Origin of the sequence: Pseudomonas khavaziana (genome assembly GCF_019145205.1) — a bacterium.
Taxonomy (GTDB): Bacteria; Pseudomonadota; Gammaproteobacteria; order Pseudomonadales; family Pseudomonadaceae; genus Aquipseudomonas; species Aquipseudomonas khavaziana.
The window spans coordinates 378,672-392,569 of sequence record NZ_JAHSTT010000006.1 but is presented as its reverse complement, the minus strand read 5'-3'; the positions used below and the strand labels follow the sequence as shown (position 1 = coordinate 392,569).

12 protein-coding genes are annotated in these 13,898 nt (G+C 59.2%); 3 read left to right on the top strand and 9 right to left on the bottom strand.

From position 1 onward, the window contains the following. Window positions 1–158: 158 nt before the first annotated feature. The 8 genes from KVH01_RS17635 to KVH01_RS17600 form a co-directional block, all read right to left on the bottom strand. Window positions 159–878, bottom strand: a complete 720-nt coding sequence (locus KVH01_RS17635; RefSeq protein WP_217882265.1) for an alpha/beta hydrolase — start codon at window positions 876–878, stop codon at window positions 159–161. Window positions 879–890: 12 nt separating this feature from the next. Then, window positions 891–1,646: a precorrin-6A synthase (deacetylating) gene (gene cobF / locus KVH01_RS17630; protein ID WP_217882264.1), complete on the bottom strand. Its 756-nt coding sequence runs from the start codon at window positions 1,644–1,646 to the stop codon at window positions 891–893. Between the two features lie 59 nt (window positions 1,647–1,705). Continuing rightward, window positions 1,706–2,656, bottom strand: coding sequence for a hypothetical protein (locus tag KVH01_RS17625; protein ID WP_217882263.1), 951 nt, complete (start codon window positions 2,654–2,656; stop codon window positions 1,706–1,708). After that, window positions 2,653–4,140, bottom strand: coding sequence for a hypothetical protein (locus KVH01_RS17620; RefSeq protein WP_217882262.1), 1,488 nt, complete (start codon window positions 4,138–4,140; stop codon window positions 2,653–2,655). The genes KVH01_RS17625 and KVH01_RS17620 overlap by 4 nt, the downstream gene beginning before the upstream one ends. A 135-nt stretch (window positions 4,141–4,275) precedes the next feature. Further along, the gene (locus KVH01_RS17615) at window positions 4,276–4,824 is read right to left on the bottom strand and encodes a histidine phosphatase family protein (RefSeq protein WP_217882261.1); all 549 of its coding nucleotides are present in this window, start codon (window positions 4,822–4,824) and stop codon (window positions 4,276–4,278) included. A 171-nt stretch (window positions 4,825–4,995) separates the two neighbouring features. After that, window positions 4,996–6,315 (bottom strand): MFS transporter, encoded by a 1,320-nt coding sequence (locus KVH01_RS17610; RefSeq protein ID WP_217882260.1) that lies wholly within the window; start codon window positions 6,313–6,315, stop codon window positions 4,996–4,998. Between the two features lie 33 nt (window positions 6,316–6,348). Beyond that, on the bottom strand, window positions 6,349–7,878 hold the full coding sequence (locus KVH01_RS17605; protein ID WP_217882259.1) for a class I adenylate-forming enzyme family protein: 1,530 nt from the start codon (window positions 7,876–7,878) through the stop codon (window positions 6,349–6,351). Window positions 7,879–7,881: 3 nt separating this feature from the next. Continuing rightward, window positions 7,882–9,060, bottom strand: coding sequence for an acetyl-CoA acetyltransferase (locus tag KVH01_RS17600; RefSeq protein WP_217882258.1), 1,179 nt, complete (start codon window positions 9,058–9,060; stop codon window positions 7,882–7,884). A gap of 129 nt (window positions 9,061–9,189) precedes the next feature. Here KVH01_RS17600 and KVH01_RS17595 point away from each other — a divergent pair, with 129 nt between their 5' ends. After that, window positions 9,190–9,762, top strand: coding sequence for a LuxR C-terminal-related transcriptional regulator (locus KVH01_RS17595; RefSeq protein ID WP_217882257.1), 573 nt, complete (start codon window positions 9,190–9,192; stop codon window positions 9,760–9,762). Between the two features lie 615 nt (window positions 9,763–10,377). On the opposite strand, the gene KVH01_RS17590 is transcribed toward KVH01_RS17595, so the two are convergent. Continuing rightward, window positions 10,378–11,445 (bottom strand): NAD(P)-dependent alcohol dehydrogenase, encoded by a 1,068-nt coding sequence (locus KVH01_RS17590; protein WP_217882256.1) that lies wholly within the window; start codon window positions 11,443–11,445, stop codon window positions 10,378–10,380. 142 nt (window positions 11,446–11,587) lie between these two features. Here KVH01_RS17590 and KVH01_RS17585 point away from each other — a divergent pair, with 142 nt between their 5' ends. Both KVH01_RS17585 and KVH01_RS17580 read left to right on the top strand, forming a co-directional pair. Beyond that, window positions 11,588–12,484 (top strand): VOC family protein, encoded by an 897-nt coding sequence (locus KVH01_RS17585; protein ID WP_217882255.1) that lies wholly within the window; start codon window positions 11,588–11,590, stop codon window positions 12,482–12,484. After that, complete coding sequence (locus KVH01_RS17580) at window positions 12,481–13,872, top strand: alginate export family protein (protein WP_043051594.1); 1,392 nt, start codon at window positions 12,481–12,483, stop codon at window positions 13,870–13,872. Before KVH01_RS17585 ends, KVH01_RS17580 begins: the two co-directional genes overlap by 4 nt. The last annotated feature ends 26 nt before the right edge of the window (window positions 13,873–13,898 follow it).

Sequence of the window (13,898 nt, the reverse complement as noted above, 5' to 3'; positions counted from 1 at the left end):
TCCTAAGTGGCCGTTGCCCAAATAACGGATATGTACCGAGGACGAAAACCAACATCCTGCTCGGCTGTCAGGCCGCCACGGGAGCAAGCTCCCTAGTTTGCTGCGCGACAGCGTCACATCGAAGATGTGGTGGGGATTCCCACATTTTTAACCGCATTTCACTTCAAGTTTTTCTCTAGCCAGGCTTTCAGATCCAGCACTTCCGCCTCGCTGATCGTGTGATTCATCCCCGGATAACCATGAAACTCCGGCTTCAAGCCCAGCGCCGCCAGCACCTCATAGGCGCGAGTGGCTGACGTATATGGCAGCGCCTGGTCCAACGTGCCGTGGCCAATAAAGATCGCCAGTTTGCCCATGGACTCATCCGGCTTGAGCGCAGACTTGAGCATGGGCAGCACACTGCCGCTGAGCGCCGCAATACCGCGTACCAACTCCGGATCACGCAGCGCCACTTCGTAAGACATGATCGCGCCCTGACTGAACCCCACCAAAAACACCCGGTCGCTTTGTGTGTGGTATTTAGCCGTGGCCTTCGTAACAAATTCCCCGATCAGCCTGGCGCTGCTCTGCAAGTCTGCGGGCACTCCGTCGTACTCACCATCACCGGGCGTCTTGGTAAACCAGCGATAACCCCGAGGTTCCACTGGCATCGGCGCGCGCACCGACAAGTAGGTCCAGGTGGAAGGCAATGCGTCCTTGATGCCAAACAGATCTTCCTCATTGCTGCCAAAACCATGGAGAAAAATCACCAACGGCTGGTTGCGCGCATCGCCCTGGGTCTGTTCCAGGTACGCCAGCGGCAAGTCGGTGTGCAAGGTGGAATCGGCGTGGACGGCACTTGCGACCAAGGTCAGCGCCAGGGCAAACAGTTTGAGCATGGGGAAGGGTCCTCAGGGTTTGCGCAACAGATAAGTGTCCATGATCCAGCCATTGGCCAGGCGCGCGGCCTTGCGTACCCGTTCGATCTCTTGCGCCACTTCAGCGACTTTGCCGCTGATCAGGATCTCGTCCGGCGTGCCCAGGTAGGCGCCCCAAAAGATATCCAGGTCCTGGTCGACCACGCTGCGGTAGGAGTCTTCGGCGTCGAGCATCACCACCAGGGTATCGGCATCACTCGCCTGCCCCGCCGCCAGGCGACGCCCGGTGGTGATCTCGATGGACTTGCCGATGCGGTTCAACGGCACCTTATGCTGGGCCGCCAGGGCCTGCACACTGGTGATACCGGGGATCACTTCGAATTCGAACGCGCAACGGCCACTGGCAAGGATCGCCTGCAGAATGCGGATGGTGCTGTCGTACAGTGCAGGATCGCCCCAGGCCAGGAATGCGCCCACTTCACCGTCGGCCATTTCCTCGTTGATCATGCGTTCGAAAGTCTGCTGCTTATCGCGGTTAAGGTCCTGCACGGCAGTGGTGTAGTCGACCTCGCCACGCACACGCTCAGGGCAGTCGGCCTCGACAAATCGGTAGCCGGGCTCGGTGATGTAGGTCTCGCAGATTTCACGGCGCAGGTCGATCAGCTTGTCCTTGCTCTGGCCCTTGTCCATCAGGAAGAACACGTCGGTACGGTTCAGCGCCTTCACGGCCTGCATCGTGATGTAGTCAGGGTTGCCGGCGCCAATGCCGATGATCAGGATGCGTTTCATGGGGTGCTCTCAGTGCCGGGCGTGAAAATGCTGCCATGTTACTGGGTTGCCCTGCTGGGTCAAATCACCTTGAACTGCCGGGCGATGTCAAGTTTGAGCTTACCCGCGATCACGTTCTTATAACTGTCATCCGCTTCATTAAAGCCCAGGGGGTGTTTGTCAGAGAAATTCAGTTTGGTCAGTATCTTGGTCAACATCCTGTATCTGCCCCCTAGCCTGGAGAGTTTCGCCACAAATAGCGCATCGGGTACGCAGACCTGATAACGAGGGACTAAGCGAAAGGTCGCGATTGAATTGTCCACCTTCTGGCAGGTGCCATGGGTTGCCATCACCTCAATTTCATAGGACGTACTGTCGGCCTGAAGTCTTAATTTATTCAAGTCCAACTTCCCGCCCTTATGGGCAAGCCTGAAAGATATGTTCTCCGGATCCACCAAGGGGTGCAGGTGAGGTGTCAAGTCAAACCGGGTAGTGCCTTTCATTTGCGGCCCGTTACACTTTTCGCAGCAGGGAATAAAATTCCCCATGGTTAATGCCAGCAAAGGAAATTCGGCGTGCGGGTAATAGTGATCAATATTTGGCCTGTACGCTTTCAACCCATCAGGACTGACATAAGTATCAATGGGTGATATATGGCAGTAAGGACAAATTCTTGATCGGTTGGTTATAAGCAACGCGTAGGCATCCCATCTTTTTAACAAGACAACCTTCTCTTTGGCTGAAAACTCCTTGTAGCACAGATGTTTTTTGAAAAACCCATTTACATAGTCAATATCAACCCTACGAGTAAAAGTCTGGTTGAAGGCAACAATCACACCCGGCAGCGGCACGGGGTCACACCCACATATGGCGCCCCGGTGTTTATCCAAGAACTCGACAAGACGATGCTGAATCATGCCCGGCCCGACGAATTCCCTTAGGACATCAGTCAGCCGTTGCAGCTTCCATTGCATGAACAACCTGTGCCTGACCGCGATATCCTCCCACACCCGCGCAATATTAATAATCATAAATATCGCCTCTCCGGAGCACGATATAACGCGTTCTTGATGCCAATATCGCCAATGCTCTCAAGCAATAGTTTATCCAATGCCGAAGAAACGCCCTGTTCAAGACGCTCATTGAGTGCATTTATCTTTTCCGCCGCAAACTCACCAATGGCAGCAGTACCAAAAGAGTTCAGGATGATGTCTTCCAATGGAGCCGCGAACGTATTCTGAGGCGTGACCTTCTGATCCAGGTTAGTGACCATACACGCTGGAAAATCACCTGTTATCACCGGGGAATGCGTAGCAACCACTACCTGCACAATTTCCAAGCCAAACTCCGATTTCACCCCCGCCAAGAATTTATTCAGCAAATAAATATAACGGCGCTGCCATTCCAGATGAAGATAGGCATCGCCCTCATCGATAAGCACCATGACGTGGTTTAATTTTTTACCGGCCATGATTACAAAACCTTGGCGGAGCAAAAAAAACTGGTCAACCAAAGCTCTTACACCCGAGCTTTGATCTGTCCAACGTACTTCCACCGCAGCGGTCGACATTTTTATTTGCTTGATTTCTTCTGCCGAATTTATAGCAAAAGAATAGGAACGCGGGTGTTTGCGAACATCATCCTTGGCTCCATCCTTTATAGACTTAAACGTGGCGCGACAAGTCGCCATCAGCAAATCGAACACTTCCTCATCTTGTTCGTACCGCACATCGCTGGCGAGCTCTAAATAATTAAAGAAAAATCGCCCAATACGAATATGATCAGGAATTCTCTTTGCGACTGACGTTAAGGCAGCGAGCATGACTAATTTTTTGCTTCTGGCGCGGGGAAGTTTCGACAGAACAAACCGCTCCAACCTAAGCACACAAGTATCAAGCAAACGCTCAATCTGGATGTTCAAGCGTTCATTTTCATAGTAATCCGAGCCGAAAAACTGGCGCTTTTTTAGAATCTTTGCGTAATCAGATAAAAATGTCGTCACCGGCTCATGCGCTGTATGAAAACCGGCAAGCTTACTCATGGCGATAAGCGCAGGGGCCAACACGGTCTTGAACAGCTCAAACTCATAACATACTTCTGCCCTCAAGCTTGTGTTCAGTTCCAGATCACTGGCCACTTGGTAGAACTGCTCGACTCGCGCAGAGTCTTCTACCTTTCCAAACCGAGGCGAAGCATCGAAGAATCGGTTACGAAACGGTAGCCTGCGGCGGTAGGGAACAGGAGAGAAGTAAATCACACCAATACGTTCAAGCTCTTCGTCAGACAGTTTCTCCGACGATGTTTCTCGATCATCATATACGGCTCTTCGAGGGGAAGAGACAGGCGATGAAATATACGCTGCCATGTCACACAATAAGGCGGTTTTACCAGAGCCGTTATTACCCAGAATCAACCGAATCGTATCCACATCGAAAAAGCCATTCCATTTCAGGCTTTCTTCATTTTCGAATTCAAATTTATTCGTACCTGTCTTGACCGCAATCAACTTGTTCATCTGCATAGAATCCTTTACGCAACCCGTCAATCATTAGGCCAATTCAAAAAATCGTATCTCATGGACCAGGCACTGGCGCCGACGAGTGATGCCATTTTGCCACACGCCTGTACTCAGCGGTATGGCATTGGTGCTTCACGCCATTAACCGCAACCGCCAACGCCCATTGAATCGCAACTCAACCGACGACAATGGCTCAACGTCGATCAGGTAGAACATCGAGATAGGGAATTGCATGACGTGAAGCAGCGCTGCGCGGATGACAAACGGGTGGGTCACGGCGACTACGTGGCCGGGATGGGTTTCGAGGGATTTGAGCCATTGGCCCACGCGCACGCAAAGCTGCTCCACCGACTCGCCGCCGTGGGGTGCGCTGGTGCTGTCGGTGCTCCAGGCTATCAAGGCTTCGCTATCGAGTTGGCTGATGGCCTGGCCTTTCCATGAGCCGAAATCAGCATCGCGCAGCGCCATCTCAACATCAGCGTTAGTGCCGAACAAGCTGGCGGTCTGACGAGCCCTGGCCTCAGGGCCGCAGAGCAGGCGTGGCTGTTTTTTATAGCACCCAGCCAGGGATAATGCCGCGCCCTGCCAGTCCATGGCCACGGATTCGTCGTCAGGAAAACACCCCTGTTTTTGCAGGGGGGTGACGGCGTGGCAGATCAGGGTCAGACGGGTAGCCAGCATCGCAACTCACTCGGTTTTCGGTAGGTTACAGCATGCCCACTATTAACCATTAACCAGACGTATGCAGCTCAAAATGTGGGAGGGGGCTTGCTCCCGATGAGGACGTGTCAGTAAGTGCATCCGTGACTGACTCACCGCCATCGGGAGCAAGCCCCCTCCCACATTTTGGCATCAGGCCAATGCCGCATCCGCCGGCACTGCAACTGGCAGACTGCTGGCGACGAAGTCCTCCTTGCGCAACACCACCAGCGCCACCAGCGACACCACCCCGGTTGCCACGTAGAAATACCACGGCGAGGTAATATCCCCCGTTACCTTGATCAACCAGGTGGAAATCAACGGCGCACTGCCGCCAAATACCGCCACCGGCACGTTATACGCCACCGCAATTCCGGTGGAGCGAATACGCGTCGGCAGCAGCTCGCTCATCAACGCATAGGTCGACGACGCATACAGTCCGAACAAAATCGCCACCGCCATCAACGGCGCGAAGAACGACGCAGGGGTGGCGGTGGGGGCCGATTTGAACAGCCAGAACATCGCCAGGGTCGCCAATGTACCGATCACCATCAGAAACGGCTTGCGCCCGTACTTATCGGTAAATGCCCCGCCAAACGGCATCACGAAGGCCGCCGAGAAGCTGGCGACGAACACGTAGAGCAAGGTCGTACCACTGTCGAACTTGAGGATCTTGGCCATGTAGGTCGAGGCGAAGGTCAGCACCAGGTAAAAGATCGAGCTGTGCAGGGTGATGATAAAGAACACCAGGGCAATCGCACGCTTGTACTGCCACACGTCCCGCAGTGGAGCCCGCGAGGTTTGCCCGGCGCGTTGCAGGGCTAAAAACTCGGGGCTGTCTTCGAGCTTGAGGCGGATGTACATGGAAATAAAGCCCAGGGGTGCGGCGATCAGGAACGGGATGCGCCAGGCCCAGTCCTGCATGACGTCGGCGCCCAGCACCCAGGTCATGCCATTGGCCACGGCGCCGCCCAGCAGCAGGCCAAGCACGGCGGTGACCATCAACCAGCAGGTGGCGAAACCGCGACGGCCGGGGCCGGCGTATTCGGAGATAAAGCTGGTGACGGTGCCGATCTCACCCCCGGCCGAGAAGCCTTGTACGCAGCGCACCAGGATCAGCAGGATCGGCGCGGCAATGCCCAGGCTGGCGTAGGTCGGCAACAGGCCGAGCATCACCGTGGAGCCGGTCATCATCACCAGCGCCATGATCAGGGTTTTGCGCCGGCCGATCTTGTCCGCCAGCGGGCCGAAGAACAGCCCGCCCAGGGGGCGGATAAAAAAGCTCAAGGCAAACGCAGCGAAGCTGGCCAACAGGCTGGTGGTGGGGTCATCGGAGACGAAGAACGCCTGGCCGATATAGACGGCGAGAAAACCGTAGACGCCGTAGTCGTACCACTCGATCAAGTGGCCGGAGGTGGCACCGAGAAACGCACGGCGGCGCTTGCGGACAGTGTCTTGTGCGGGATTGCCCATCGAGGGGACTCCTTGTCTGATTGTCGATCCATGTCAAAGCGCGGCGATACTCGCTGCTTTCAACCACTGCCGCAAGTCGGTCTTGAGAATTTTGCCGTAGCTGTTCTTCGGCAGCTCGCTGCGCCACACATACTTTTTCGGTTTTTTGAACGAAGCCATACGCGCCAGGAACCAGGCGGTGAGCTCGTCCTCATCCAGGGGATGGCCGCTGCGGGCCACCACGAAGGCCACCACCGACTCGCCCCATTGCGCGTCCGGTTCGCCCACTACGCACACTTCAAATACGTCGGGATGCTGGGCCAGCACTTCCTCGACTTCGCGGGGGTATACATTGCTGCCGCCGCTGATGATCACGTCCTTGGAGCGATCCGTCAGGGTCAGGTAGCCGGCCGCGTCGAGGTAGCCGATATCGCCGGTCAGCAGCCAGCCGTCCACCAGGGTCTGGCGCGTAGCTTGCGGGTTGCGCCAGTAGCCTTGCATGACCGTGGCGCCACGTACGGCGATTTCGCCGCGTTCACCCGTGGGCAGTGGCTGGTGCTCGGTATCGAGAATGCGGATTTCCACACAGGCTTGCGCATGGCCCACCGAGGCGGCGAGGCTGTCCCAGTCGGGACGTTGGCGTTCGGCGATCACTGCACGGGGCAACACGCTGATGGTCATCGGGCTCTCGCCCTGGCCGTAGATCTGCACCAGGCGCGGGCCGAAGGTGTCGACGGCATCACGCAGGTCCGCCAGATACATCGGCCCACCGCCATACACAATGGTCTTGATGCCGGCGCCGTGATAATCCTGGCGTCGGGCCTGCTCGACCATGCGCTTGACCATGGTCGGTGCGGCAAACAGCGACACCTGGCCCACCTGCTCTGCCAGCCCGAACAGCTCGGCGGCGTCAAAGCCGTGGGAGGCCGGCACCACATGCCGTGCGCCGCAGCGCACATGGATAAAGTTGTACAGCCCGGCACCGTGGGACATCGGCGCGGCATACACCGCCGCATCGTCAGCGCTGACCGCATCGACATCGGTGGCGTAGCACAGCGACATGGCGACCAGGTTGCCATGGGACAGCATCACCCCTTTAGAGCGCCCGGTGGTGCCGGACGTGTAGAACAGCCAGGCAAGGTCCTGATCCTGGCGCGGCACCGGGTGCTCCAGGGTCGGCCAGCCACGGTCTGGCGGCCGCTGGTGGCCGTCCAGTTCTTTGCAGCGCGGGGGCAAATCCCGCGATGAAAACACCCCGCCGCCATCGGTAAAGATCAACCGCGCCTCGGCGTTGTCCGCGATCCACGCCGCTTCGCTGGGGTGCAGCTTGGCGTTGATCGGCACCGCCACGGCGCCCATCCACCAGATGGCATAGAGCAATTCCAGGTAGTCGCAGCTGTTTTTCATCAGCAGTGCCACCGCATCTCCCGGCACCAGGCCGTGCTGGTCCACCAAGTGCGCAGCGCGTTGGCGCACATGGGCGGCGAAAGTGGCGTAGTCGGCCACTTGCACGGGGCCGTCGAACAGCGCCGGGCGTTGGGGGGTACGACGCTGGGTATCGTGCAGCCAGTTGGCAATGTTCATGGCTCAGCTCCTGCGTGCCTGCAGCACCGAGGCATAGTTGGCCACCGCCATGCCGCCCATATTGAACACCAGGCCAAATTCCGGGTTGGGCGCCGCCAGGCCAATCGGCTCGCCGGTCAATTGCCGGAACGCCAAGGCATGCATGGAAACCCCGGTGGCACCGACGGGGTGCCCTTTGGCCTTGAGCCCGCCGGAGAGGTTAACCGGCAAGCGCCCGCCGGCGCGCACCACGCCGCTGTCGAGTACGCGGTGCCCCTCGCCCTTGGGCGCCAGGCCCATGGCTTCGTAGATCAGCAACTCGGCGATGGTGAAGCAATCGTGCACTTCTGCAAAGCTCAGGTCGGCCAGGGTCACATTCGCCCCGCGCAGGGCCGAATGGATCGCCCGCTGCGGGCCCTCAAACGCCAGGATGTCGCGCTGGGCGATGGGCAAGGTGTCGTTGACCTGGGTCATCGCCCGGATCTGCACATCGCGGCGAAATGCCCGCGCACGCTTGGGCGACGCCAGGATGATCGCGGCAGCGCCGTCGCTGATCAGCGAGCAGTCGGTCAGGCGCAGGGAGTCGGCCACGAACGGGTTGCTTTGGGATACGTTGTTGCAGTGCTCGAAATTCATCTCCCGATGCATCTGCGCCAGCGGGTTGGCCATGGCATTGGAGTGGTTCTTGGTGGCGATGGCCGCCATCGAGCCCAGCGGGCAGTGGTAGCGCTCGGCATATTGCTGCGCAGCACGGCCAAACAGTTGCGGGAAACTCAGGCCGGCTTCGGCCGGGTCATTCTGGTAGCCGGCACCAGCGAGGGCCTGGGTGACGGCGGCGGTGCTGGTGTGGGTCATCTTCTCGGCGCCCACCACCAGCACCAGCTCGGCACTGCCGGAAAGAATCGCATTGACCCCCGCCTGGATCGCCGCCGAGCCGGACGCGCAGGCGTTTTCGCAGCGGGTGGCGGGTTTGAAGCGCAGCCCGGGGTTGGCCTGCAACAGCAACGAGGCGGCAAACCCATCGGGCACCAGCCCCGAATTGAAATGGCCGAGGAACAGCGCGTCGATTTGCGACGCGTCAATCGCGGCGTCGCTCAGGGCTTCACGGGTGACCTGGACGATCAAGTCTTCCAGCGTGGTGCCTTCCAGGCGACCGAAACGGGAGTGACCAGCGGCAACAATGGACACGCAATCAGCAGGCATAATCAATTTCTTCTGTTCTTGATCCGGACTTTACCTACAATGACCCACCCCTCGTCGCGCGCCAATTCGTGTAACTACTTACATAGGTAAGTAGCGCGCCAGGGTATTGAACAACGAGGCAGGACGCCCATGAACGCGCTAGCACGACAATTCCAAGACCTCGAACGCCTGGCGTTCAAGCTGTCCCCTGCCCCCCAGATCGTCACGAGCAATCGTGTGATACTCGACTGCAACGACGCCTTCCTGAAGCTGTTCGGCTATACGCGTGAAGCGCTGGTCAATCAGTTGACCCTGTTGATCTACCCGTCCCAGGCGGACTACCACGCCATCGGCAAGCGCAGCCATGACTGGCTGCTCGACAGCGACAACGGCTTTTACTCCGATGAGCGCTTCATGCAGCACCATAACGGCGAAGTATTCTGGGCCAAGTCCCACGGCTACACCCTCACCCCCAAAGATCCGTTCAAACTGATGATCTGGCACTTCGAACGCCTGGACCGCCTGCACCAGGGCACCGGCGACCTCACACCCCGGGAGCGCGAGATCGCCATGCACATCGTCAATGGCTTCAAGTCCAAGGAAATCGCCCTGCGCCTGTCGATTTCCCATCGCACGGTGGAGGTGCATCGGGCGCGGTTGATGAAGAAGCTGCAGGCCAAGACCGTGGTGGAATTGGTGTCGAAGATCATTATGGTGGCGTGATACCCAACTGCGAGCTGTTTAGCCTACTCGGTCAAAATGTGGGAGGGGGCTTGCTCCCGATGACGCTGGGACAGCCTCAGATATGTTCATCTGACACTCCCTCATCGGCTCATGAATATCTACACAACTCACGCAGCCACCATCAGTAACCATGATGCGAAGCGAGCCGCTCTTGATCTTGATCTGCTTTTGATCTCAGGCGCCCCGTCAAACCACGCTGGCCGGAATTCGACAGGGATTTGGGGGGTAAACCGGCAGGGATGCCGGTTTAGCCGCCCCGCGCCATGGATGGCGCGTGGCGGCGGCCCCCCAAATCCAAGTCGGATTACGGGCACACCGAGCCTGGGCGAGGTGCCGAGTGGTGGGGCGAGGACCTTATGCTTACTTTTGGCTGGGCCGGCATTCCGGTCCTTCCAAAAGTGAGCCGCTGTAAGAGCGGAACCGATGGCGGCCGTTACCTACATAATGGATATGTACAGGGTCCAACATCCTCGTCGGCTGTGAGGCCGCTATCGGGAGCAAGCCCCCTCCCACAGGTCCAGCGGCGTAACCAAAGTTGTGTAGATACCCATGGTCATTGGGGCACCGCCCCTCCCACACTGGATCCGCGGCGTTTCAGGCTGCGTGGTTTTCTCTCTTCAAGCTGTCCATATCGATCACAAAACGATACTTCACATCACCCTTGAGCATGCGCTCATAGGCTTCATTGATGCCCTGGATATCAATCATCTCCACATCCGAGACAATCCCGTGCTTGGCGCAGAAGTCCAGCATTTCCTGGGTTTCCTGGATGCCGCCGATCAGCGAGCCGGCCAGGCTGCGGCGCTTGAAGATCAGGTTGAATACCGTGGGCGACGGGTGCGGGCTGTCGGGGGCGCCGACCAGGGTCATGGTGCCGTCGCGCTTGAGCAGGTTGAGGAAGGCATCCAGGTCATGGGGTGCGGCGACGGTGTTGAGGATGAAGTCCAGGCTATTGGCGACCTTGGCCATTTCATCCGAATTTTTGGACACCACCACCTGGTCGGCACCCAGGCGCAGACCGTCTTCGCGTTTGTTCGGTGAGGTGGTGAACAGCGTCACGTGGGCGCCCATGGCGTGGGCAATCTTGACCGCCATATGCCCAAGCCCGCCAAGGCCGACCACGCCGACTTTCTGGCCGGGGCCGACCTTCCAGTGGTGCAGCGGCGAGTAGGTGGTGATGCCCGCGCACAGCAACGGCGCCACGGCCGCCAGGTTCGAGGCATCGTGGGAGATGCGCAGTACGAACTGCTCCTTGACCACGATGTTGTCCGAGTAGCCACCGAAGGTGTTTTCGCCGCCGAACACCGGGCCGTTATAGGTGCCGGTAAAGCCGTTCTCGCAATACTGCTCCTCGCCCTCGGCGCAGGATGCACACTGCTGGCAGCTGTCGACCATGCAGCCGACACCGGCCAGGTCGCCGACCTTGAACTTCTTCACATTGGCGCCGACTGCCGTCACCCGGCCAACAATTTCATGCCCGGGCACCGAAGGGTAAAGGGTGTTGTGCCACTCGTTGCGCACGGTGTGCAGGTCGGAGTGGCATACCCCGCAATAGAGAATGTCGATCTGTACATCGTCAGCCCCCGGCGCGCGGCGCTCGAAGGTGTAGGGCTTGAGGGTGTCCTTGGCGTTCTGCGCGGCATAGCTGTAAGTCTTGGCCATTTCGTTCACCTGTGTGATCTGACGTTGAGAAGCAGTTGACCCGCATAGACGCTGAACCGTTCAACCAAGCACGCCCATACAATCGGCACCACTGCCTGAGCCCCTAAGCTTTTGACTTTCTTGACAGCGCTGGAGACTAGGCATGAGTAGGCAAGTGAGGGCGGTATCCCTGGCAGTGACGTTGCTGGCCGGGGCCATGATGGGCAACACCTGGGCAGCTACGCCGATGGTCGCCGTAGCGCCGCAATACGACACCAGCCATGTGTATGTGGCACCGGCGGATGTGGAGCGTTTTGCCCAGAGCTTCCTCGCTACGTTCGGCGGCAAGAGCACGCCCCAGGTGGTGGTCAATGTGCTGCCGGTGCCAAGCAGCACCACCTCGCAACTGTTGCAGACCCCGGCCGGCACGGTGTCGCTGTTCGGCTTCACCACGCCCATTCCCCATCCGTTTGGCCAGGAACGCAATGGCTACCTGGTCAAGGACATGGACGTAGCGCTCAAGGCCGCCCGGGAAAACGGTGCCGCGGTGATCGTCAGCGACTTTCCCGACCCTATCGGTCGCGACGCCGTGGTGCAGTGGCCGGGCGGCGTGAACATGCAGCTCTACTGGCACACCAAGACCCCGGATTACGCTGCCTTCCAGACGGTGCCGGAAAACCGCGTATACCTCAGCGCAGACCGTGCCGACCGCTTTATCAAGGCGTTCGTCGGCTTCTCCCATGGCAAAGTCATTGCCGATGACAAGCAGGCGCCCGGGGTCGACGTCGGCCAGGCCAGCGGTATGTACCGACGCGTCGACATCGAGTCGCCATTTGGGCGCATGACGGTGCTGGTCACCAACGGCCAACTGCCCTACCCCTTTGGCCATGAAACCACCGGTTACCAGGTGGCCGACCTGACCGCCACGCTGGCCAAGGCCACTGGTTCCGGGGCCAAAGTCCTGGTGCCGAGCTTCGACAGCAAAGGCCGGCGCAGCGCGTTGGTGGAATTTCCCGGCGGTTACGTCGCGGAAATCCACCAGCTCACCGCGGCAAAATGATTCGCCGTACAGGCTGGGGCCTGGCCGTGCTGTGGCCGCTGCTTGCCGGCAGCGCCCACGCCGACGCGCAACCGACCCGTCCGGCGATCAAGGCCAATCGTTGGCAGGAGGATTGGTCCGTGCTCAAGGATCCGGCGCTGCGCACGCAACCGCTGGACAACCTCAAGTACATCCCGCTGTCCGCCGCCAACCCGTTCACCTATCTGTCTTTGGGTGCGACGTTGCGCGAACGCTTCGAGATGAACGACGCCAGCGGGTTCGGTGTGCGCGATGTGCAGCGTGACCGCTACCTGATCCAGCGTTTCCAGGTGCATGCCGACTTGCATCTGGACGAGCACTGGCGGCTGTTCACCCAGCTGGAGGATGTGCGGGCTTATGACAAGACTACGATCGGCGGCGCCGACCAGAACCGTGTCGACCTGCGCCTGGCCTTTGCCGAGTACGTAAAGACCTTCAGCGCCGGCACGTTCAAGGCACGGGCTGGCCGCCAGGATTTTGCCTTCGACTTGCAGCGCTTCATCTCGTCACGGGACGGCCCGAATGTGCGGCAGTCCTTCGATGCGTTGTGGGCCGACTGGGAAACGCCGCAATGGCGTTTTATCGGGATTGCCAGCCAACCGGTGCAGTACCAGGATGGCCGGCATTTCGATGACAAATCCAACCGTGATGCGCGCTTTCACATGCTGCGGGTCGAGCGGCTGGTGGGCGGCAGCAATGAGCTGTCAGCCTATTACGGCGTCTACGAACGCAGGGCTGCGCACTACCTGGACGCCGACGGCGACGAGACCCGCCAGCTGCTCGACACACGCCTGGGTGGCGCGGCCCAAGGGTTCGACTGGGATATCGAAGCCATGCTGCAAAGGGGCTCGGTGGGCAGCAAGACTATCCGTGCCTGGGCGGGCGGCAGTCGCACCGGCTACACCTTCGACACACTGGCATGGAAACCGCGCATCGGCCTGCAGCTGGATATTGCCTCCGGTGACCGCAAGAGCGGTGACGGTCGCGTCGGCACCTTCAACCCGCTGTTCCCCAATGGCTACTATTTTTCCCTGGCCGGTTATACGGGCTACAGCAACCTGATCCACGTCAAGCCGTCGATCACCGTCAAGCCCATCGCCAAGCTCAGCGTACAAACCGCCATCGGCCTGCTCTGGCGGCAGACCACCGCGGACGCGGTCTACACCCAGCCCAACCTAGCCGTCGCCGGTACCGCTGGCCAGGGTGAACGCTGGACTGGCGCCTACGGTCAACTGCGCACCGACTACGCTTTTACGTCCAACCTCAGCGGCGCAGTCGAAGCTGTGCACTATGCCGTCGGCCAGACCCTGCGCGATGCCGGCGGGCACGACAGCAACTACCTGGGCATGGAGCTCAAGTTCAGTTGGTAAGCCCAGGCAAGCACACCCGTACAAGC

Excerpts from the sequence above, each read along its gene's own strand:
- KVH01_RS17635 (WP_217882265.1), bottom strand. The coding sequence starts at position 878 with ATGCTCAAACTGTTTGCCCTGGCGCTGACCTTGGTCGCAAGTGCCGTC.
- KVH01_RS17610 (WP_217882260.1), bottom strand. The coding sequence starts at position 6,315 with ATGGGCAATCCCGCACAAGACACTGTCCGCAAGCGCCGCCGTGCGTTT.
- KVH01_RS17590 (WP_217882256.1), bottom strand. The coding sequence starts at position 11,445 with ATGGCCAAGACTTACAGCTATGCCGCGCAGAACGCCAAGGACACCCTC.
- cobF (WP_217882264.1), bottom strand. The coding sequence starts at position 1,646 with ATGAAACGCATCCTGATCATCGGCATTGGCGCCGGCAACCCTGACTAC.
- KVH01_RS17600 (WP_217882258.1), bottom strand. The coding sequence starts at position 9,060 with ATGCCTGCTGATTGCGTGTCCATTGTTGCCGCTGGTCACTCCCGTTTC.
- KVH01_RS17625 (WP_217882263.1), bottom strand. The coding sequence starts at position 2,656 with ATGATTATTAATATTGCGCGGGTGTGGGAGGATATCGCGGTCAGGCAC.
- KVH01_RS17585 (WP_217882255.1), top strand. The coding sequence starts at position 11,588 with ATGAGTAGGCAAGTGAGGGCGGTATCCCTGGCAGTGACGTTGCTGGCC.
- KVH01_RS17580 (WP_043051594.1), top strand. The coding sequence starts at position 12,481 with ATGATTCGCCGTACAGGCTGGGGCCTGGCCGTGCTGTGGCCGCTGCTT.
- KVH01_RS17615 (WP_217882261.1), bottom strand. The coding sequence starts at position 4,824 with ATGCTGGCTACCCGTCTGACCCTGATCTGCCACGCCGTCACCCCCCTG.
- KVH01_RS17620 (WP_217882262.1), bottom strand. The coding sequence starts at position 4,140 with ATGAACAAGTTGATTGCGGTCAAGACAGGTACGAATAAATTTGAATTC.
- KVH01_RS17605 (WP_217882259.1), bottom strand. The coding sequence starts at position 7,878 with ATGAACATTGCCAACTGGCTGCACGATACCCAGCGTCGTACCCCCCAA.
- KVH01_RS17595 (WP_217882257.1), top strand. The coding sequence starts at position 9,190 with ATGAACGCGCTAGCACGACAATTCCAAGACCTCGAACGCCTGGCGTTC.